Here is a 17,532-nt window from a genome sequence, read left to right as displayed (position 1 = left end):
ACTTCGGCCGTCTGCCGCCAGCGCGAGCGCAACCTGTGCCGGCTGCATCTGCTCGACGAGGAGATCGGCCGTCGCTACCCCGACCGCGACATGGTGGCCCGCGAGGCCGTGGGCCACCTACGGATCGCGGCGGGGCTCTTCCCCGACGACCCCGAGCTGTGGCGGCTCGTCGGCGAACTGACGGAGCGGAGCGAGGAGTTCCGGCACCACTGGGCGCGGCACACCGTACGGACGAAGTCGTACGGCCTCAAACGCATCGACCATCCCGAGGCCGGTTCGCTGACCCTCTCGTACGAGATCACCCACTTCCCGCAGGACGAGGAACTGAACCTGCTCGTCTACACGGCGGCTCCGGGCACACCCGAGGAGCAGGCCCTGCGGAGACTGGCCGTTCGATGAGCCCGGGGCCGGGGGGATCCGGCCGTACCCAGGGTGGCCGTGCCCGGGTACGACGGTGCCCCCGGCCCGTCCGGGCAGCGGGAACGGGCGCCCGTACGGCGGACGATGAGCACGCGGACCCGTCCGGCACCCCACCCACGAAAGGGCTCCCATGCGCCCGCTCATCGCCGCGCTGTCGGCACTGACAGCCATCACCCTCACCGTCGCCCCCACAGCACCCCCGGAACACCCCTCGCCCGCCGCACCGCCGAACAGCTATGCGATCCCCGGGGACCAGGCGTTCCCGACCGGGATGACACTGGACACCCGTACCGGCCAATACTACGTGGGCAGTGCGCGGGACGGCACCCTCTACCGGGGACACACCGGCCGCCCGACGGCCGAGGTCTGGTCCCCCGACGGGCAGGACGGACGATCCGTCACCTCCGGCATGACCATGGACCGCAAAGGACGGCTGTACGTCAACGGCGCGGCGACCGGCACCCTGCGGGTCTACGACCCTGCCACGGGCGGACTCCTCGCGGCGCTGAAGGGAAGACCAGGGGGCTTCGTCAACGAGGCCACCGCGGCCGACGACGGCGCGGGTCTACGTGACCGATTCCTACCACCCCGTCGTCTACCGTGTGACGGAGCACGGCGGGCGCTGGACGATGACGCCCTGGCTTGATGTCGAGGACACCGCCGTCGACTGGGTCCACGGTGAGCACAACCTCAACGGGATCATCGCCGTGGGGCGCCATCTGCTCACTGTACAGAGCAACACCGGTCGGCTGTGGCGCATCGACCGGTCCACCCGCGAGGTCACCGAGGTGGACCTCGGCGGCCGTACGGTGCGCAACGGCGACGGACTGGCCTGGCGCGACGGCCGGCTGTACGTGAGCCGGGGAAACCTGTACGCGGACGACGACCCGGGCGGGAAGCCGCAGGTCGCCGTGGTCGAGATGGCACGCGATCTGAGCCGGGGCCGGTACGTCGACGGGCTCGTGCCGCCGGAGGGTCTGCTGCACCCGAGCGCGGTCGCGATCGACGGCGAGGGTGAGGGCGCGATCGACGGCGAGAGCGGAGGCGGGGCGGAAGGGCGCCCGGCGCGTCTGCTGGTCGTGAACAGCCAGTACAACCGGTGGTCCGCGGGGCTGCCACCGGAGAGGCTGCCGTTCTCGATCACCGCGCTCCCGCTAGATCGTTCATGAAGCGGGTGCACCGACCGCGACGGGATCAACATCCCGGGATGAGCGCGACGTGCACGACACTGCCGAGCACTCGGCCCCCTCGTTCACTCGCAGAGGCGAGGGCGCTCTCGGCGCGGCAACCGGCGCGCCCGGCAGGCCGGGTCGAGGTGACAACCGGGAGGGCCGGCACCAGGGTGTATGAGAGCCTCCGGGCATGACCTACGACCTTGCTGTCTGGGAAGACGAGCGGCCGACGGATGACAAGGCTGCCGGCCAGGTCTTCAGTGACCTGTACGACCGCTATATCGATGGTGAGGTGGAGGAGCCTCCGTCCGAACGCATCGCGGCCTACGTCGCCGCCCTTCTGGAGCGGTGGTGCGACATGACCGAGGACGACGACGACACGTCGCCCTGGTCGACCGGTCCGTTGATCGACACTGCCAGTGGTCCGCTCATTTACTTCGCGATGCGCTGGAGCATGGCCGAGGAAGCGTCGGCCTATGCGGCAGCCCTGGCGGACTCTATGGGGCTGGTCTGCTTCGACGTGCAACAGGACAGGCTCAGGCCCTGATCAAGGCTGCAACCGGCGGTGGTGATGAAGGCTGCGGCTATGCCGAGACGGCGGCATCCGGACAGCCAGGAGACCGTGCTTTCCATGACCCAGCGGTGGCAGTCAAGCCGCTGTGAGCACTCGTTGCCCTTGCGGCGGTGGGGCATGACAAGGCAGGTGCCGGACAGCCGCCGTCGGCGATCGTCATGGTCCTGCCGATGGCGGCTTTGGCACCGGCTTCCTCCCACGCCTTGCAGTCGTTGCGGTTCCCGGTGGGAGGCCGACCGACCAGGCCCCCGCGCCCCAAGGACCGGCTGTCACGCCGCATGTCTACGAACATCTTGGTCACGGCGGGTTCCGCGACCGCGGCCACCGCCACCTCTTACTTCGATGACGAGCTTGCACGTGGTGCGCCCCGTCTCCCCCAGGGCGTGGGCCCGGGCGCCTTCGGCGAGGGGGAAGGTGCCGGAGACATGGGCGCGGAGCCTGCCCCGGTCGACGAGTTCGGCGACGGCGCGCATCCCGGCCCGGTCGTGCTCGACGAGCAGCACGACGGCGCGGACCTGTGCCTTCTCCGCCGCGGCCGGGGTGTCCTCGGCGCCCGGTACCAGGGAGACGAGGACGCCACCGGGGCGGAGCACGCTCACGGAACGGGTGGCGGTCTCACCGCCGAGGGCGTCGAGGACGACGTCGTAGCGTTCCTCGGTGTCGGTGAAGTCCTCGGAGCGGTGGTCGACGCAGGCGTCCGCGCCGAGCTCGCGCAGGAAGTCATGTTTGGGGGCGCTCGCCGTCCCGGTGACATGCGCGCCGCGCTCCTTGGCGATCTGTACGGCGAGATGGCCGACACCGCCGGCCGCGGCGTGGATCAGCACCCGCTGCCTGGCCCGGAGGTCCGCGGTCTCGACGAGGGCCTGCCAGGCGGTGAGCGCGGCCAGGGGCAGAGCCGCCGCCTGGACGTGGTCGATCCCGGCGGGCTTGACGGCGAAGGCGCGGGCGGGGCCGGTCACGTACTCGGCGTGGGAGCCGGCTCCGTACGGGTAGGGCAGCATGCCGAACACCTCGTCACCGGGCCGGAAGAGGGTGACGCCCAGTCCGGTCCCGACCACGGTGCCGGAGACGTCCCAGCCGAGGGTCAGCGGCGGGGGCGGCAGGAAGATGCTCAGGGCGCGGTGCTTGAAGTCCGTGGGGTTGAGTCCGGCCGCGTGCACGGCGACCAGGATCTCCCCGGGGCCGGGCGCGGGCCGCGGAAGCTCGGTCAGCCGCAGGACCTCGGGGCCGCCGAGGGCCGTCTGGTGCAGGGCGAGCATCACGGGGGCGCCGGCCGGGGCGTTGAGGTTCTCAGGGGTGTCCGTCGAAGTCATGCCCCGATCCTGGCCGTACGGTCCGGACCGGGGCGATGGCGAGAAGGTCATCCTCCGATACATTCCTGCCATGCCCCTCGCCCCTGCCGCCCGCCGCGTTCCCGGCGCCCACAAGGTCGTCGTCCTGGCCCTGGACGGCGTCTATCCCTTCGAACTCGGCATCCCGCACCGGGTCCTGGGTTCCGCCGACGGCCGCTACGAGGTGCTGTCCGCGAGCGTGGACGGGCAGCCCGCGCGTACGAACGCGGACCTGACCGTCACCCCTGGGCACGGTCCCGAGGTGCTGGCCGAGGCGGACACCGTGGTCATCCCTCCGTACGCGATCTCCCGGGCCTCGGCCGCCGCCCCGGACCCGCGGGCCCTCGGCGCCCTGGCCCGCGTCCGCCCCGGCACCCGTCTGGTGTCCATCTGCACCGGCGCCTTCCTGCTGGCCGCCGCCGGTCTCCTGGACGGGCGGCGGGCCACCACCCACTGGGCGCTCACCGACGACTTCCGGGAGCTGTTCCCCCGGGTCGAGCTCGACGCCGGCGTGCTCTTCGTCGACCACGGTGACGTGCTGACCTCCGCGGGGGCGGCGAGCGGTGTCGACGTCTGCCTGCACCTGGTGCGCCAGGACCACGGCAGCGAGGTGGCCAACCAGGTCGCCCGTTACTGTGTCGTACGCCGTACCGGGACGGTGGGCAGGCGCAGTACATCGAGCGGCCGGTGCCGCCGGCAGGCGGCGCCGGCACGGGGCCGACCCGCGACTGGGCGCTGGGACGGCTGGAACTGCCCCTCTCGCTGGACGAGTTGGCCGCGCACGCGGCGATGAGCACCCGTACCTTCGCCCGGCGCTTCCGGGAGGAGACCGGTCTGAGCCCCGGCCGCTGGCTGACCCAGCAGCGGCTGCGGCGGGCGCGGCGTCTGCTGGAGTCCAGCGACCTGCCGGTGGAGCGGGTCGCCCACGAGGTCGGCTTCGCCACCGCCACCTCGCTGCGGCGGCACCTGGCGGCGGAGGCGGGGGTCGCCCCGTCGGCGTACCGGCGCACATTCCGTGCCTCGGGTCCGGGCAGACCGGCGCCGACTCCATTCCGCGATTCCTGACGATCCGCCACGCGGGTACGGCGGTCGCCTTACGTGTGCGGCGTTGACGTTGTGAGCCGAATTGTTTTGCGGGGCGGCGCACGGGCTTGCCCGAAAGCGATAACGGAAAACAGGCTTCCCTCCGGCACCTTGCATTCATCCGGCGCACCTGAACCGGCGCCGCGGGCGGTTACAACCGGCTGCGCCTGCACATACACTTGCGTCCGCCGAATCGCCATTGACCTGGGACAACGCCGTCCTGTGGCCGGTCGGGCCAGTGAGGAGCGCTCGTGTTCTACTACGTCCTGAAATACGTGCTGTTGGGGCCGCTGTTGCGGTTGCTGTTCCGGCCGAGGATCGAAGGTCTTGAGCACATCCCCGCCGAGGGCGCGGCGATCGTCGCCGGTAACCATCTCTCCTTCTCCGACCACTTCCTGATGCCCGCAATCATCAAACGGCGTATCACCTTCCTTGCCAAGGCGGAGTACTTCACGGGCCCCGGGGTCAAGGGGCGGCTGACCGCCTTCTTCTTCCGCAGTGCCGGGCAGATCCCGGTGGACCGCTCGGGCAAGGAGGCGGGGCAGGCGGCCATCCGGGAGGGGCTGGGGGTGCTCGCCGAGGAGGAGTTGCTGGGGATCTACCCGGAGGGCACCCGCTCGCACGACGGCCGGCTCTACAAGGGCAAGGTGGGGGTCGCGGTGATGGCGATCAGGGCGCAGGTGCCGGTGGTGCCGTGCGCCATGGTGGGGACCTTCGAGATCCAGCCGCCGGGGCAGGTCCTGCCGAGGATCAGGCAGGTGACGATCCGGTTCGGTGAGCCCCTGGAGTTCTCGCGCTACGCGGGGCTGGAGAACGAGAAGGCGGCGGTACGCGCGGTCACCGACGAGATCATGTACGCGATCCTCGGGCTGTCCGGGCAGGAGTACGTCGACCGGTACGCGGCCGAGGTGAAGGCGGAGCAGGCGAAGGCCGCGCCGGGCAGGAAGTTTCCCCGTTCGCGTCGCTGACAGCGGATTCGCCACCGGCGAAAGGCCCTGGGCCACGGTCCTCCCCCGCCTCTAGCGTGCCTCGTATGACCAGGGGAAACGCGGTAGTGATCGGTGCGACAGGACAGGTGGGGCGTGCCGCGGTGCGGGCGCTCGCCGGGGACGGCTGGGAGGTGTGCGCGGCCTCGCGCGGCGGGGGTGTGGACGAGCGGTGGCCCGGGGAGGTGCGGACCGTACGGCTGGACCGGGAGGACGACGCGGCGCTCGCCGCGGTGGTGGGTGACGGGTGCGACGTGCTCGTGGACGTGACGGCGTACGGCGCGGCCCACGCCCGGCAGCTCGTCTCGCTGGCGGGGCGGATCGGTTCGGCCGTGGTGATCTCCAGCGTCTCGGTGTACGAGGACGACGCGGGCCGGAGCCTCGGCACGCAGGGCGAGCCGGGCGGCGCCCCGCGGCTCCCGGTGCCGGTCCCCGAGACGCAGCGTACGGTGGCGCCCGGTGAGGCGACGTACGCCGCCCGGAAGGTGCTGCTGGAACGGGAGTTGCTCGCGGCGGGCGGCGCGCTGCCGGTGACGCTGCTGCGGGCGGGCGCGATCCACGGCCCGTACTGCCGCTCCCCGCGCGAGCTGTACTTCGTCCAGCGGCTGCTGGACGGCCGCCGGCGGCGGGTGCTGGCGTACGGCGGCCGGAGCCGCTTCCATCCGGCGCATGTGTCGAACGTGGCGGAGCTGATCAGGCTGGCGGCGCTGCGGCCGGGATCGCGGGTGCTGAACGCCGGGGATCCGCAGGCGCCGACGGTGGCGGAGATCGGGGCGGCGATCGACACGGTGATGGGCCGGGAGACCGGGACGGTGCTGGTGGAGGGGGCTCCGCCGGACGGGGGCGTCGGCGATACGCCGTGGAGCCTGGAGCATCCGATCGTCCTGGACATGACCGCGGCGGAGCGGGAGTTGGGCTACCGGGCGGTGACGGGGTATGTGGAGTCGCTGCCTCGGACCGTCGCGTGGCTGGAGGGGCAGGTGCGCGAGCGGGGGTGGGAGGACGCCTTCCCCCGGATGGTCACGACGTACGGCCGGGACGCTCTCTTCGGGTATGCGGCGGAGGATGCCTGGCTGGAGCGAAGGGGAGGGGCGTGAGGAGTGTGAGGGGCGGCCGGTTCGGGCCGGCCGCCCCCGTTCACCGTGGAGCGGCCGGCCCTACGGCTTGGGCGTGGCGTGCGGGGCGCAGGTCACGTCCGCGCGGTCCACGGCGCCCGTCAGGAGGTAGGTCTTCACCCGGTCGTTGACGCACGGGTTCACCAGGTTGGTGATGCCGTGCGAACCGGCGTCGCGCTCGGTGATCAGGCGCGAGCCCTTGAACCGCTTGTGCAGTTCGACGGCGCCCCCGTACGGCGTGGCGGCGTCCCGGGTGGACTGGGTGATCAGCACCGGCGGCAGCCCCTTGCCGGTCCCCACCTCCACCGGGGTCTGCTGCTTGACGCCCCAGGTGGCGCACGGCAGGTTCATCCAGGTGTTGGACCAGGTGAGGAACGGGTGGTCGCGGTGGAGCCGGGTGGTGTCCCGGTCCCACCTCTGCCAACTGGTGGGCCACTTGGCGTCGGTGCACTCGACGGCGGTGTAGACCGCGTTGCCGTTCTCCGACTTGGCGTTGCCCACGGTGTCGGAGAGGTCGGGCGACCCCGCGTCGATGAGCGGCTGCGGGTCCCCGGCGACGTACTTGCTCCAGAGGGTCGCGGTGGGCACCCACGAGGAGTCGTAGTACGGGGCGCTCTGGAACACACCGAGGAGTTCGGCGGGTCCGACCACACCGCCGAGCGGGCTCTTCTTGGCAGCGGCGCGCAGGGCGTCCCACTGCTTGCGTACCTTGGCGGTGGTGTCACCGATGTGGAAGGTCGCGTCGTTCTTGGCGACCCACTCCAGCCAGTCCGTGAAGCGGGCCTCGAAGGCGACGTCCTGGTCCAGGTTGGCCTGGTACCAGATCTTCTCCTTCGACGGGTTGACCACACTGTCGACGACCATCCGGCGCACATGCGTCGGGAAGAGCGTGCCGTAGACGGCGCCCAGGTAGGTGCCGTAGGAGACGCCCAGGTAGTTGAGCTTCTTCTCGCCCAGGGCGGCGCGGACGACATCCAGGTCGCGTGCGGTGTTGGGGGTCGTCATGTGCGGCAGCATCCAGCCGCTGCGCTCCTTGCAGCCGTCCGCGTACTCGGCCGCCAGCTTGCGCTGGGCGCGCTTGTCGGCCTCGCTGTCGGGGACGGGGTCGGCCTTCGGCGCCTTGACGAACTCCTGCGGGTCGATGCAGGAGATGGGCGTCGAGCGGCCCACGCCGCGCGGGTCGAAGCCGACGAAGTCGTACGCCTTGGCGGCGTCGGCCCAGACGGCGTTCTTGGTGACGACGCGGCGCGGGAAGGCGAGTCCGGAGCCGCCGGGGCCGCCGGGGTTGTAGATCAGGGCGCCCTGGCGTTCGTCCTTGGTGCCGGTGGAGCCGATCCGGTCGACGGCGATCTTGATCTGCCGGCCGTGGGGCTTCGCGTAGTCGAGCGGGACGCTGACGTAGCCGCACTGGATGGGCTTCTCCAGCGCCCAGTCGGCCGGGCAGTCCTGCCAGTCGATGCCCTTCTTCGCGGCCCGCTCGGCGGCGGTCTTCGCGCCGTACGCCGCCGGGTCGCCCTGGTGGCGGCCGTCGGCGGTCGCCGCCGGAGCGGCCATGGCGCCCGCTATGAGCGTGCCGGCGAGCAGTGTGCCCGCCGAGCCGAGCACTGCGGTGCGTCTCACGTGGTACCTCCCCCTCATGGAGCGCCGCCCGCGCGGCGCTGTTACGTGCGAGCTTCCCGGATCCTTTCGCCTGTGAGGGCGCCGGGAACAGGGCGGATGGGGATTTCTTTACCCAACCAATAACCGGTGAGCCGCCTCCGCTCAGCGGTACACCGTCGCGCCGGTGCCCTACGGAAGGCCCTCGGGCGGGTCTTCCGGTGGACGGCCGGGCAGCCCGTCGAGCAGGTCGGCCAGCGCCTCGTCGAGGACACGGCGCAGCAGCAGCGCGTCCGGGGCGACCGCCGTGACGAGTGCGCCGGGTCCGGCGAGCGGGGTGCGTACGGCGGCCTCGCCCAGCAGCATCGGCGATACGGGCTTCTCCTCGAACCCGGGTGCCACCACGAGGAGTTGACCGACGGCACGGTGGCCGGCGAGGACCGCGGGGCCGTCCCAGCCGGCCGGTGCGCCGGGCCCGTAGGAGAGTTCCTGGTCGAGGAGGGGGCGGCCCGCGCGCCGTACGGTGAGCCGGCTGAACAGGGTGCCGGGGGCCTCGCCGTGACGGCCGAGGATCTGTTCCTCCCGCAGCACCAGCAGGGCGGTGGGGGCCAGTTCGACCTGGGTGCGCATGCGCAGCTCGCTGCCGTACGCCGAGATGAGCTGTTCGGGCAGCCAGCGCAGCTCCGCGCCCTCCCCCACGGTCAGCCGCACGTCGTAGTGGGCGGGTTCGGGCACGCGGCTGGGCAGGGCGACGGTCGCGGCGGCGGTGTCCACGGTGAGCGTGGCCCCGTCCCGTACCTCGGCCTCGACGGCGAGCCGGTCGCCGCCGAGCGGGGCGCTCATGGCGCCGACGACGGTGACGCGGCTGCCGGGTCCGGTGGCGCGGGTGCGGCGCGGCGCGAGCGGCCCCTCGCCGGTCAGTACGGGCAGTCCGGTGCGGGTGGCGACGATCCGGGCGGTGGCGCGGACGCTCATGCGGTCCAGTCGGCGAGCCGGCCGAGCACCCAGTCGGTGACGGGCCGCACACCGTCCTCGCTCTTCAACGAGGTGAAGGCGACGGGGAGTTCGCCGCGCTGTTCCTTGGCGTCGCGGGCCATCCTGTCGAGGTCGGAGCCGACGTACGGGGCGAGGTCGGTCTTGTTGACGACCAGCAGGTCGGCGGTGGTGACGCCGGGGCCGCCCTTGCGCGGGATGTCGTCGCCGCCCGCCACGTCGATGACGAAGATCTGGGCGTCCACGAGGCCCTTGGAGAAGGTGGCGGTGAGGTTGTCGCCGCCGGACTCGACCAGGATCAGGTCGAGCGGTCCCACGGTGTCCTCCAGGTCCTCGACGGCTTCGAGGTTGGCGGAGATGTCGTCGCGGATCGCGGTGTGCGGGCAGGCGCCGGTCTCGACGGCCTGGATGCGCTCGGGCGGCAGGACGGCGTGGCGCAGGAGGAACTCGGCGTCCTCGCGGGTGTAGATGTCGTTGGTGACGACGGCGAGGGAGAGCCGGTCGCGCAGGGTGCGGCAGAGCGCGGCGACGGTCGCCGTCTTGCCGGAGCCGACGGGCCCGCCGAGGCCGATGCGCAGGGCGCGGCGCCGTCCGTCGGGGCGTACGGCGTCGGCGGAGACGGCCGCCGGGCCGGCGTGGCCGTGGTCGAGATGCATGGTGCGGCTCCGGTGTGTGAAAGGGAGGTACGGGCGCGGGTGCGGGGACGGGGACGGGCTTCGGGCCGGGACGGTTACGGGCTCACGAGGCGAACAGCCTGACCGGCCACTGCGCGTGGGCCTGCGCCATGATGTCGAGCAGCGGGGCGGAGGGGGCGGGCAGCGCGCCGGTCCCCTCGTCCACGGCCCGTTCCGCGCACGCGGCGGCCCGCGCGGCGACCTCGTCCAGCGCGGGCGCGAGCCGGGCGAGGACGGCGGTGGCCTCGAAAGGGTCGAGCCCGAGCAGCCGTACGACCGCCGTGGCGGGGCCGCTGACACTCTCGTATGCCGCGCAGTGCCCGGCGTCCAGGGGGGTGAGGCCCGCCGCGCGCGCGGTCACCCCGAGCACGACGGGCTGGTGCGCGCCGCGCGGGCGGGCGGCGGCGAGCGCGTCCAGTTCCGCGCTCGGCCAGGTGGCGCGGGCGGCGCGCATGAGCTGGCGGCCGAGCCTGCGGGCGGTGGTCCGCAGGGCGGGTACGGGCGTACGGGCGTCCGCGGCCTCGTCCAGTGCCAGGGGGTCCAGGCCCCGGGCCGCCGCGGCGGCGAGCGCCGCCGCGGTGAGCCCGGTGGTGTGCAGCCGTCCCCGGCAGAAGGCGGCCAGGTCCTCGGCGTCACGGATCCGGCCCGCCTTGACGGCGGGTTCCGCGCCGCCGGAGTGGGCGTGGCCGCCGGCGGGGAACCGGCCGTCGGCGAGGACGAGCAGGGCGGCGCGGCTCATCGCGCGCCTCCCCGCGGACCCGGGCCGCAGACCTTCGTGAGGGCCCCCATCAGAAGAGGAAGTAGCGCTGGGCCAGCGGGAGTTCGGCGGCGGGCGCGGGCTCCACCGGCTCGCCGTCGATCCGTACCGTGAACGTGTCGGCGTCGACCTCCACGCGCGGCAGCGCGTCGTTCTCCCGCATGTCGGCCTTGGTGGTCCGCCGTGTGTTGCCGATCGGTACGAACTCCTTGGCCAGGCCGAGGCGTTCGGGCAGCCCGTCCTCGATCGCCGCCTGGGCCACGAAGTTGAGGGAGGTGGCCGCCGCCGCCCGTCCCAGGGCCCCGAACATCGGGCGGGGCAGCACCGGTTGCGGGGTGGGGATGGAGGCGTTGGCGTCGCCCATCTGCGCGTACGCGATCTGGCCGCCCTTGACGACGACCTGTGGCTTCACCCCGAAGAACGCCGGGTCCCAGAGCACCAGGTCCGCGAGCTTGCCGGTCTCGACGGAGCCGATGCGCCCGTCGAGGCCCTGTGCGATGGCCGGGTTGATGGTGTATTTGGCGATGTAGCGGCGGACCCGGTGGTTGTCGGCGCGCCCGTCGCCGGGCAGGGCGCCGCGGCGCTTCTTCATCACGTGCGCGGTCTGCCACGTCCGCATGATGACCTCCCCGACGCGCCCCATGGCCTGGGCGTCGGAGGAGATGATCGAGATGGCTCCGAGGTCGTGCAGGATGTCCTCGGCCGCGATGGTGGAGGGCCGGATCCGGGACTCCGCGAAGGCGAGGTCCTCGGGCACGGCCGGGTTGAGGTGGTGGCAGACCATCAGCATGTCGAGGTGTTCCTCGATGGTGTTGACGGTGTGCGGCCGGGTCGGGTTGGTGGAGCTGGGCAGGACGTACGGCTCGGAGACGACGGTGATGATGTCGGGTGCGTGGCCGCCGCCCGCACCTTCGGTGTGGTACGCGTGGATGGTGCGTCCGGCGATGGCGGCGAGGGTGTCCCCGACGAAGCCTGCCTCGTTGAGTGTGTCGGTGTGGATGGCGAGCTGGGCGCCGCTCTCCTCGCAGACACGGAGGCAGGCGTCGATGACGGCGGGGGTGGCGCCCCAGTCCTCGTGGATCTTGAATCCGAGTGCTCCGCCGCGCAGTTGGGCACGCATCGCGTCGCGGGACATCGTGTTGCCCTTGCCGAGCAGCCCGATGTTGACGGGGAAGGTCTCCAACGCCTCGAACATCCGGGCGAGATGCCAGGCGCCCGGTGTGACGGTGGTGGCCTTGGTGCCCTCGGCCGGTCCCGTGCCGCCGCCGACGAGGGTGGTGACCCCGGCCGACAGGGCCTGGTCCACGATCGTGGGCGAGATGAAGTGGACGTGCGCGTCGACCGCGCCGGCGGTGAGGATCCGCCCGTTGCCCGCGATGACCTCGGTCTCGGGGCCGATGACCAGGTCCGGGTGGACCCCGTCCATGGTGTCGGGATTGCCGGCCTTCCCGATGCCGGTGATCAGGCCGTCCCTGATGCCGATGTCCGCCTTGACGATGCCCCAGTGGTCGATGACGACGGCGCCGGTGATCACAGTGTCGGGCGCGCCCTCGGCCCGGGTCGTACGGGACTGCCCCATCGACTCACGGATCACCTTGCCGCCGCCGAACACCGCCTCGTCCCCGGCGCGTCCGGGCCCGCCGCAGCGGTCCTCCTCGATCTCGACCAGCAGATCGGTGTCGGCGAGCCGGATCCGGTCGCCGGTGGTGGGGCCGAACAGGTCGGCGTAACCGGCGCGGGACAGCTCGTACGGTACGGGTCGCCCCGCCGGCTCTGACGCGTCAGTCATCGAGGGAACCTCCGGTCTCTCCGCGCAGTCCTGGCACGATGCGCAGACCGGCGAGGGGTACGAGTGCGACGGCGACGGGAATGCCGGGTTCGAAGCGGACTGCGGTGCCCGCGGCGATGTGCAGCCGCTTGCCCCGCGCGGCGGCCCGGTCGAACTCCAGGCCGGGGTTGGCCTCGGCGAAGTGGTAGTGGGAGCCGACCTGGACGGGCCGGTCGGCGGTGTTGACGACGGTGAGCCGGGTGACCTCGCGCCCCTCGTTGAGGGCCACGGGCTCGTCGGCGTACAGGATCTCTCCGGGAATCATCGGCGCTCCCCCGTCAGACGATCGGGTCGTGGACGGTGACGAGCTTGGTGCCGTCGGGGAACGTGGCCTCCACCTGGACGTCGTGGATCATCTCGGGGATGCCCTCCATGACGTCGCCGCGGCCGAGGACCGTGCGTCCCGACGCCATCAGTTCGGCGACGGTGCGGCCGTCCCTGGCGCCTTCGAGGATGTGCGAGGTGATCAGGGCGACCGCCTCGGGGTGGTTCAGCCGCAGTCCACGCGCCCGGCGCTTGTCGGCCACGTCCGCTGCCACATGGATGAGCAGGCGCTCCTGCTCGTGCGGGGTCAGTTGCACGCTTCCACCTCATCGTCTCCGGCCCGGTTCCGGCCGGGCGCAGCGCGATCCTAGCCAACATCAACACTCTGTTGAACGGTGGTCGGAACTCGCCCCACCTGTGGGATCGCACCGTAGGACGGAAGTTTTTCCAACGCGTTAACTCGTGCGCCCCGGGGCCTCCCGGCGCACCGGTTCGTATACGGAGACCCGCACGGGGACCCGCGTGGAAACCCGCACGGGGGCCCGCCGCCCCCAGCCGTCGCGAGGGGTCACCTGCCGGACCCCGGAGGGCGCTCACCACCATCCGGCCGGTGTTCCGCGGCGATGCCGAACCGGCGCGGTTCGCCCGGAGCGGACGACAGGGGGCGGATCGCCGAGACCGAGCTGACGACACGCTCCTCCGTCTCCTCCACCTCCTCCGGTTCGCTCTCCAGTCGTTCCAGGTCAGCGGCGGACACGAGCGCGACCAGCGGCTTCCCGTGGCGGGTCACGACCACGCGCTCACCGCCGTAGACGACGCGGTTGATCAGATCGGCGAGCTCTGCCCGGGCTTGCGTCACCGGAATCTCATAGGCCATGCTCCCCATTCTAACGGCCTGTACGTCCTGTACATTTTTTACAGAGCCGCATCATGAGGAGAGGTCTGCCATGAACCGCCCTTCGGCCCGCCACGTCCTGCCCGAGTTCACCGAGCGGACGAGCAACGGAACCCGCACCCTCGACCCGTACTCCCGGCTCCTGGAGGACCGGATCGTCTTCCTGGGCACGCCCGTCGACGACACCGCGGCGAACGATGTGATCGCGCAGTTCATCCACCTGGAGTACGCCGCGCCCGACCAGGACATCAGCCTCTACATCAACTCGCCTGGCGGCTCCATCAGCGCGATGTCCGCGATCCACGACACGATGCAGATCGTCACCTGCGACGTGGCCACGACCTGTCTCGGCCAGGCCGTCTCGACCGCCGCCGTCCTCCTGGCGGCGGGCGCGCCCGGCAAACGGCTGGCGCTGCCCGGCGCCCGGATCGTCCTCCGGCAGCCCGCCGCCGAGGAGCCGATGCGGGGACAGCCGTCCGATCTGATGATCCACGCGCAGGAGTTGCTGCGGCTGCGGGAGCTGGTCACCGCGACGCTGGCACGCCACACCGGACGGAGCACCGAGCGGATCGCCGGCGACATCGACCGGGACACGATCCTCGACGCGCCGGGGGCGCGGTCGTACGGACTGATCGACCACGTCGTCCAGAACCGCAAGACCTCCGCCGGCGGGCGGTGAGCGCCGGTGCTGCCACCCGAACTGCCGCCGCTGCCCGCCCTCACCCGGGCCGAGGGCGAGGTCGTCGACCACTATCTGCGGATCGTGGACCTGCTGGGCCGGATCAACCCGGCGCGCGGGACGGACACGTACGGCGCCCTGCGCGCGGCCCAGGCGCTGCCGGCTCAAGTGGCCGGGCTGCGGGACGCCCTGACGGCCATGCACCGGCGGGGCGAGAGCGAGCTGTACGCGGCGACCCTGGCCAGGGCGTTGCGGACGCTCGACGGGGAACGGCGGGCCGCGCGGGTCACCGTGCCGCCCGAGCACCCGGCCTGACGGGGCGTCGCCTTCCCGTATGGCCGCGCCCATATGAGAAGGACTCGCACATTCGGCGTATGAACTGACTGGACGGATTCGGCGAGACGAGTTGCGCGAACCGACCGGAGTGTCGGCGCGCTTGATCGTTACGTCGCAGGTACGGCCCTCATCGGCCCGCGCCGGCCGGGAGCGGAACACCCCCTCGCCACCCACATGGACCAAGGGTGAGGAACTTCACATATCGTCGTTTCAACTCGGAAATCCACTGGTTTCTGGGTCAAGATCCCTGGGACGACAAGCCCCCGCCACCCCCGGCGGGGCGGTCCGGGCGGACGCCGAGTCCTGCCGCCGTTCCGGATGTCGGGTCGACAGGAGTGGATCGGCAGGAGTGGAGGACCCAGGCAGTACGGGACGACGCCCGTCGTGGTCGTCCCTCGGGGTGAAGCCGTTCACGCGGCCGGGCAACTTCGCCAGTCCGAACCCGACAGGTCATCCTTCACAGGCGGCTGACGAAGGGTTGCGCATGACTGCGCAGACACATGTCCCGTCCTTGCTGTCCCGGGCGGGGGCCGTATCGGCCCTCACGATCGCGGCGGTCGCCGGCACCATGCTGGCACCTGGCGCGGCGTCAGAGGCCGAGGCCGCCACGCTCAGCGTCAAGGCCCTGAAGGTCGCGGCGTCGAAGAAGGGGTCCCCGTACCGGTACGGCGCGACGGGCCCGCACCGCTTCGACTGCTCGGGTCTGACGCTCTATTCGTTCAAGAAGGCGGGGAAGAAGCTCCCCCGAACGGCACAGGCCCAGTACAACAAGACGCGGCACATCTCCTCGTCCTCGCGGCGCAAGGGTGACCTGGTCTTCTTCCACTACGGGAGGAGCGTGTACCACGTCGGGATCTACGCGGGCAAGGGAAAGATCTGGCACTCGCCGAAGACCGGTTCGCTGGTACGGCTGGAGAGGATCTGGTCCAAGAAGGTCTGGTACGGCCGGGTGAAGTGAGCACCCGCCGGCCGCCCCGCCCCAGGGAGGCATGGAAGTCCCTCCATGCCCTGGAAGACCTCAGGCAGGGGTGGCCGGCGTCAGCGGGACCGTCCAGGGCAGCGCGATCCAGACGGTCTTGCCGCCCTCGTCCGTCGGGATGACCGACACCCGCCCGCCGGCCTCGGCCGTCAGCGAGCGGATGATGACCATCCCGCGGCCGTTGTCCTGCTGCACGGCGGCCGGAAGCCGCTGGGGCCAGCGCGGATGGCTGTCGGTGACCCCGACGCGCAACTGCTCCTCGCGGTCGAGCCGTACCTCCACGGTGAACGTGGGCGACTGGCCGAAGGTGTGCTGCACGGCGTTGGTCGCCAGCTCGGAGACGATCAGCCGGACGGTGTCCGCCGTGGCCGCCTCGCCCGGCAGCCCCCAGTCGGTGAGGAGCTCCGCGACATATCTTCGGGCCGTCGGCACCGATGCGGGCTCGCTCGGCAGGGTGATGGATGCTTCCTGGTGGTCGGCCATGGCGACGCTGTCCCTTTCCCGCCGGACCGGACTCCGGCGCAGAGCTGATGGCTGCGCGGACGGCCTCGGAACCGTGCTGCGCGACAGCCTGCCACTGATCGCACCATCCGTACCTCCGATCCACCGAGATCTGCATATATCTGTCGCTCAAAGCGGTGAACTCTGCAACGCGAGACCGTATTTGGGCGCCGGAAAGATAACTTCTCCGCCTTGGCGTCGTATCGGTGCGACGGAGAAGGAAGCGGAGAGGTGATTCGGCCATGCGGCATATTCCGGTGGTACGTCGGCAGCGACTCGGGGACGAATTGCGCAGACTGCGCCGGAGCGCGGGGCTCACCAGTGACCAGACGGCCCGGCTGCTCGGCTGGCACCAGTCGAAGGTGAGCAGGATCGAGACCGGCGTGAGCGGGGTGCGGGACGGCGACCTGGCGGCGCTCCTCGACGCCCTGGGGATCGAGGACCGGCGGCTGCGCTCGCTGCTGCGGGCCCTCGCGGGCACGGCCGACGGCGCGCCGGGGTGGTGGACGGCGTACCGCGCGGTGATCCCGCCCACGTACCGGGACTTCATCACGCTGGAGTCCCAGGCGAGCACCGCGCACACGCTGGAGACCTCGGTGGTGCCCGGACTGCTCCAGACCCCGGCCTACGCCCGCGCCGTGACCAGGGCCGCGCTGACGGGGACGCCGGACGGGACGGTGGACTCGCTGGTCGACGTGCGGCTCACCCGCCAGGAGGTGCTGACGCGGGCGGCGGCGCCGCTGCGTCTGCACGCCGTGGTCGACGAGGCCGTGTTACGGAGGGAGGTGGGCGGGCCCGGGGTGATGCGGGATCAGTTACGGCGGCTGACCGAGCTGGCCCGGCTCCCCCGGATCCGTCTCCAGGTGCTGCCGTTCGCCGCGGGCGGCTACGCGGGACTCACCGGCCCCTTCGTCATCTTCTCTTTTTCGAACATTACCGATCTGGATTTAGTCATTCTCGACCATTTAACGAATAGCCTCTATCTGCAACGGAAAGAGGACCTTGAGGCGTACCGCGTCGCCTTCCACGCGATGCAGGCACACGCCCTCTCGACACAGGATTCATTGGATCTCATCGCCGGGATCAATGACGGCGCGTAGGGAGCATCATGTCCGCTTGCCTCGCAGGGCCCCTCACCTCTCTTCCCTTACCCCTTTCACCCCCGCGGAGGTGGCGGCGCAGCAGTCACAGCGTCGGCGCCAACAACTGCGTGGAGTGCGCCCGTAACGACGCGGGCGCGCTGGCCGTACGGGACTCCAAGAACGCCGCCCGCCCCCACCTGGCCTTCTCCGCCGGTGCGTGGACCTCCTTCGTCCGGGCGCTGGACGGGCGGGCCCCTGCCGCGTAGA

At 71.6% G+C, this 17,532-nt stretch carries 21 protein-coding genes, 2 pseudogenes and 1 riboswitch; of the genes and pseudogenes, 12 read left to right on the top strand and 11 right to left on the bottom strand.

Annotated elements, in window-relative coordinates:
* Positions 1 to 90 precede the first annotated feature (90 nt).
* From ACIO3P_RS23825 to ACIO3P_RS23810, 4 genes are all read left to right on the top strand, one after another.
* Positions 91 to 399 carry a hypothetical protein gene (locus ACIO3P_RS23825; protein ID WP_401852070.1) on the top strand — a complete coding sequence of 103 codons (309 nt, stop codon included), beginning with the start codon at positions 91 to 93 and terminating at the stop codon, positions 397 to 399.
* Positions 400 to 550: 151 nt separating this feature from the next.
* Positions 551 to 1,066 carry a hypothetical protein gene (locus ACIO3P_RS23820; protein WP_401852068.1) on the top strand — a complete coding sequence of 172 codons (516 nt, stop codon included), beginning with the start codon at positions 551 to 553 and terminating at the stop codon, positions 1,064 to 1,066.
* Positions 990 to 1,589, top strand: a complete 600-nt coding sequence (locus tag ACIO3P_RS23815; protein WP_401852065.1) for a hypothetical protein — start codon at positions 990 to 992, stop codon at positions 1,587 to 1,589. The genes ACIO3P_RS23820 and ACIO3P_RS23815 overlap by 77 nt, the downstream gene beginning before the upstream one ends.
* 193 nt (positions 1,590 to 1,782) lie before the next feature.
* Entirely contained in the window at positions 1,783 to 2,139 is a 357-nt protein-coding gene (locus tag ACIO3P_RS23810; protein WP_329823102.1) for a hypothetical protein, read from the top strand.
* Between the two features lie 128 nt (positions 2,140 to 2,267).
* Here ACIO3P_RS23810 and ACIO3P_RS23805 read toward each other — a convergent pair.
* Both ACIO3P_RS23805 and ACIO3P_RS23800 read right to left on the bottom strand, forming a co-directional pair.
* Positions 2,268 to 2,410: pseudogene (locus ACIO3P_RS23805) on the bottom strand (IS5/IS1182 family transposase); the annotation flags it as partial.
* A gap of 25 nt (positions 2,411 to 2,435) precedes the next feature.
* Positions 2,436 to 3,479 (bottom strand): NADP-dependent oxidoreductase, encoded by a 1,044-nt coding sequence (locus ACIO3P_RS23800; protein ID WP_401852064.1) that lies wholly within the window; start codon positions 3,477 to 3,479, stop codon positions 2,436 to 2,438.
* A gap of 70 nt (positions 3,480 to 3,549) precedes the next feature.
* Here ACIO3P_RS23800 and ACIO3P_RS23795 point away from each other — a divergent pair.
* The 3 genes and pseudogenes from ACIO3P_RS23795 (at position 3,550) to ACIO3P_RS23785 (ending at position 6,663) form a co-directional block, all read left to right on the top strand.
* Positions 3,550 to 4,562: pseudogene (locus tag ACIO3P_RS23795) on the top strand (GlxA family transcriptional regulator).
* A gap of 269 nt (positions 4,563 to 4,831) precedes the next feature.
* Positions 4,832 to 5,548 (top strand): lysophospholipid acyltransferase family protein, encoded by a 717-nt coding sequence (locus tag ACIO3P_RS23790; RefSeq protein ID WP_401852061.1) that lies wholly within the window; start codon positions 4,832 to 4,834, stop codon positions 5,546 to 5,548.
* A gap of 65 nt (positions 5,549 to 5,613) precedes the next feature.
* On the top strand, positions 5,614 to 6,663 hold the full coding sequence (locus ACIO3P_RS23785; RefSeq protein ID WP_401852059.1) for an NAD-dependent epimerase/dehydratase family protein: 1,050 nt from the start codon (positions 5,614 to 5,616) through the stop codon (positions 6,661 to 6,663).
* Between the two features lie 60 nt (positions 6,664 to 6,723).
* Here ACIO3P_RS23785 and ACIO3P_RS23780 read toward each other — a convergent pair whose 3' ends face one another.
* The 8 genes from ACIO3P_RS23780 to ACIO3P_RS23745 all read right to left on the bottom strand — a co-directional run bounded on the left by ACIO3P_RS23780 (position 6,724) and on the right by ACIO3P_RS23745 (position 13,670).
* A complete protein-coding gene (locus tag ACIO3P_RS23780) occupies positions 6,724 to 8,319 on the bottom strand; it encodes an alpha/beta hydrolase (protein WP_329823107.1) in 1,596 nt (531 codons plus the stop codon).
* A gap of 150 nt (positions 8,320 to 8,469) precedes the next feature.
* Positions 8,470 to 9,252 carry an urease accessory protein UreD gene (locus ACIO3P_RS23775; protein WP_401852058.1) on the bottom strand — a complete coding sequence of 261 codons (783 nt, stop codon included), beginning with the start codon at positions 9,250 to 9,252 and terminating at the stop codon, positions 8,470 to 8,472.
* The gene (ureG, locus tag ACIO3P_RS23770) at positions 9,249 to 9,926 is read right to left on the bottom strand and encodes an urease accessory protein UreG (RefSeq protein WP_401789974.1); all 678 of its coding nucleotides are present in this window, start codon (positions 9,924 to 9,926) and stop codon (positions 9,249 to 9,251) included. The genes ACIO3P_RS23775 and ureG overlap by 4 nt, the downstream gene beginning before the upstream one ends.
* A gap of 82 nt (positions 9,927 to 10,008) precedes the next feature.
* Positions 10,009 to 10,683: an urease accessory UreF family protein gene (locus ACIO3P_RS23765; RefSeq protein WP_329823110.1), complete on the bottom strand. Its 675-nt coding sequence runs from the start codon at positions 10,681 to 10,683 to the stop codon at positions 10,009 to 10,011.
* Between the two features lie 49 nt (positions 10,684 to 10,732).
* Positions 10,733 to 12,490, bottom strand: coding sequence for an urease subunit alpha (locus ACIO3P_RS23760; protein WP_329823111.1), 1,758 nt, complete (start codon positions 12,488 to 12,490; stop codon positions 10,733 to 10,735).
* The gene (locus ACIO3P_RS23755; RefSeq protein ID WP_329823112.1) at positions 12,483 to 12,794 is read right to left on the bottom strand and encodes an urease subunit beta; all 312 of its coding nucleotides are present in this window, start codon (positions 12,792 to 12,794) and stop codon (positions 12,483 to 12,485) included. Before ACIO3P_RS23755 ends, ACIO3P_RS23760 begins: the two co-directional genes overlap by 8 nt.
* 13 nt (positions 12,795 to 12,807) lie before the next feature.
* On the bottom strand, positions 12,808 to 13,110 hold the full coding sequence (locus ACIO3P_RS23750) for an urease subunit gamma (RefSeq protein WP_329823113.1): 303 nt from the start codon (positions 13,108 to 13,110) through the stop codon (positions 12,808 to 12,810).
* Between the two features lie 251 nt (positions 13,111 to 13,361).
* Positions 13,362 to 13,670 carry a type II toxin-antitoxin system Phd/YefM family antitoxin gene (locus ACIO3P_RS23745; RefSeq protein ID WP_401852055.1) on the bottom strand — a complete coding sequence of 103 codons (309 nt, stop codon included), beginning with the start codon at positions 13,668 to 13,670 and terminating at the stop codon, positions 13,362 to 13,364.
* A gap of 70 nt (positions 13,671 to 13,740) precedes the next feature.
* Here ACIO3P_RS23745 and ACIO3P_RS23740 point away from each other — a divergent pair, with 70 nt between their 5' ends.
* The 3 genes from ACIO3P_RS23740 (at position 13,741) to ACIO3P_RS23730 (ending at position 15,661) form a co-directional block, all read left to right on the top strand.
* Positions 13,741 to 14,367, top strand: coding sequence for an ATP-dependent Clp protease proteolytic subunit (locus tag ACIO3P_RS23740; RefSeq protein WP_401852053.1), 627 nt, complete (start codon positions 13,741 to 13,743; stop codon positions 14,365 to 14,367).
* Positions 14,368 to 14,373: 6 nt separating this feature from the next.
* Positions 14,374 to 14,682: a hypothetical protein gene (locus ACIO3P_RS23735; protein WP_329823116.1), complete on the top strand. Its 309-nt coding sequence runs from the start codon at positions 14,374 to 14,376 to the stop codon at positions 14,680 to 14,682.
* A 305-nt stretch (positions 14,683 to 14,987) separates the two neighbouring features.
* Positions 14,988 to 15,184, top strand: a riboswitch (cyclic di-AMP (ydaO/yuaA leader).
* 3 nt (positions 15,185 to 15,187) lie between these two features.
* On the top strand, positions 15,188 to 15,661 hold the full coding sequence (locus ACIO3P_RS23730; protein WP_329823117.1) for a C40 family peptidase: 474 nt from the start codon (positions 15,188 to 15,190) through the stop codon (positions 15,659 to 15,661).
* 60 nt (positions 15,662 to 15,721) lie between these two features.
* Here ACIO3P_RS23730 and ACIO3P_RS23725 read toward each other — a convergent pair whose 3' ends face one another.
* On the bottom strand, positions 15,722 to 16,165 hold the full coding sequence (locus ACIO3P_RS23725) for an ATP-binding protein (RefSeq protein WP_329823118.1): 444 nt from the start codon (positions 16,163 to 16,165) through the stop codon (positions 15,722 to 15,724).
* A gap of 260 nt (positions 16,166 to 16,425) precedes the next feature.
* Here ACIO3P_RS23725 and ACIO3P_RS23720 point away from each other — a divergent pair, with 260 nt between their 5' ends.
* Both ACIO3P_RS23720 and ACIO3P_RS23715 read left to right on the top strand, forming a co-directional pair.
* Positions 16,426 to 17,283, top strand: a complete 858-nt coding sequence (locus tag ACIO3P_RS23720; protein ID WP_401789964.1) for a helix-turn-helix domain-containing protein — start codon at positions 16,426 to 16,428, stop codon at positions 17,281 to 17,283.
* A gap of 8 nt (positions 17,284 to 17,291) precedes the next feature.
* Positions 17,292 to 17,531: a DUF397 domain-containing protein gene (locus tag ACIO3P_RS23715; protein WP_401852050.1), complete on the top strand. Its 240-nt coding sequence runs from the start codon at positions 17,292 to 17,294 to the stop codon at positions 17,529 to 17,531.
* Position 17,532 lies beyond the last annotated feature (1 nt).

The sequence above is a fragment of the Streptomyces sp. NPDC087310 genome (genome assembly GCF_044744405.1).
In the GTDB taxonomy this organism is placed as follows: Bacteria; Actinomycetota; Actinomycetes; order Streptomycetales; family Streptomycetaceae; genus Streptomyces.
This window is presented reverse-complemented; position numbering and strand designations above follow the sequence as displayed.

What these genes read in the sequence shown, in the direction of transcription:
- ACIO3P_RS23730 (WP_329823117.1), top strand. Translation starts at nt 15,188, where the DNA reads ATGACTGCGCAGACACATGTCCCGTCCTTGCTGTCCCGGGCGGGGGCC.
- ureG (WP_401789974.1), bottom strand. Translation starts at nt 9,926, where the DNA reads ATGCATCTCGACCACGGCCACGCCGGCCCGGCGGCCGTCTCCGCCGAC.
- ACIO3P_RS23720 (WP_401789964.1), top strand. Translation starts at nt 16,426, where the DNA reads ATGCGGCATATTCCGGTGGTACGTCGGCAGCGACTCGGGGACGAATTG.
- ACIO3P_RS23755 (WP_329823112.1), bottom strand. Translation starts at nt 12,794, where the DNA reads ATGATTCCCGGAGAGATCCTGTACGCCGACGAGCCCGTGGCCCTCAAC.
- ACIO3P_RS23780 (WP_329823107.1), bottom strand. Translation starts at nt 8,319, where the DNA reads ATGAGGGGGAGGTACCACGTGAGACGCACCGCAGTGCTCGGCTCGGCG.
- ACIO3P_RS23725 (WP_329823118.1), bottom strand. Translation starts at nt 16,165, where the DNA reads ATGGCCGACCACCAGGAAGCATCCATCACCCTGCCGAGCGAGCCCGCA.
- ACIO3P_RS23775 (WP_401852058.1), bottom strand. Translation starts at nt 9,252, where the DNA reads ATGAGCGTCCGCGCCACCGCCCGGATCGTCGCCACCCGCACCGGACTG.
- ACIO3P_RS23820 (WP_401852068.1), top strand. Translation starts at nt 551, where the DNA reads ATGCGCCCGCTCATCGCCGCGCTGTCGGCACTGACAGCCATCACCCTC.
- ACIO3P_RS23745 (WP_401852055.1), bottom strand. Translation starts at nt 13,670, where the DNA reads ATGGCCTATGAGATTCCGGTGACGCAAGCCCGGGCAGAGCTCGCCGAT.
- ACIO3P_RS23825 (WP_401852070.1), top strand. Translation starts at nt 91, where the DNA reads ATGGTGGCCCGCGAGGCCGTGGGCCACCTACGGATCGCGGCGGGGCTC.
- ACIO3P_RS23810 (WP_329823102.1), top strand. Translation starts at nt 1,783, where the DNA reads ATGACCTACGACCTTGCTGTCTGGGAAGACGAGCGGCCGACGGATGAC.
- ACIO3P_RS23785 (WP_401852059.1), top strand. Translation starts at nt 5,614, where the DNA reads ATGACCAGGGGAAACGCGGTAGTGATCGGTGCGACAGGACAGGTGGGG.
- ACIO3P_RS23760 (WP_329823111.1), bottom strand. Translation starts at nt 12,490, where the DNA reads ATGACTGACGCGTCAGAGCCGGCGGGGCGACCCGTACCGTACGAGCTG.
- ACIO3P_RS23800 (WP_401852064.1), bottom strand. Translation starts at nt 3,479, where the DNA reads ATGACTTCGACGGACACCCCTGAGAACCTCAACGCCCCGGCCGGCGCC.
- ACIO3P_RS23715 (WP_401852050.1), top strand. Translation starts at nt 17,292, where the DNA reads ATGTCCGCTTGCCTCGCAGGGCCCCTCACCTCTCTTCCCTTACCCCTT.
- ACIO3P_RS23765 (WP_329823110.1), bottom strand. Translation starts at nt 10,683, where the DNA reads ATGAGCCGCGCCGCCCTGCTCGTCCTCGCCGACGGCCGGTTCCCCGCC.
- ACIO3P_RS23740 (WP_401852053.1), top strand. Translation starts at nt 13,741, where the DNA reads ATGAACCGCCCTTCGGCCCGCCACGTCCTGCCCGAGTTCACCGAGCGG.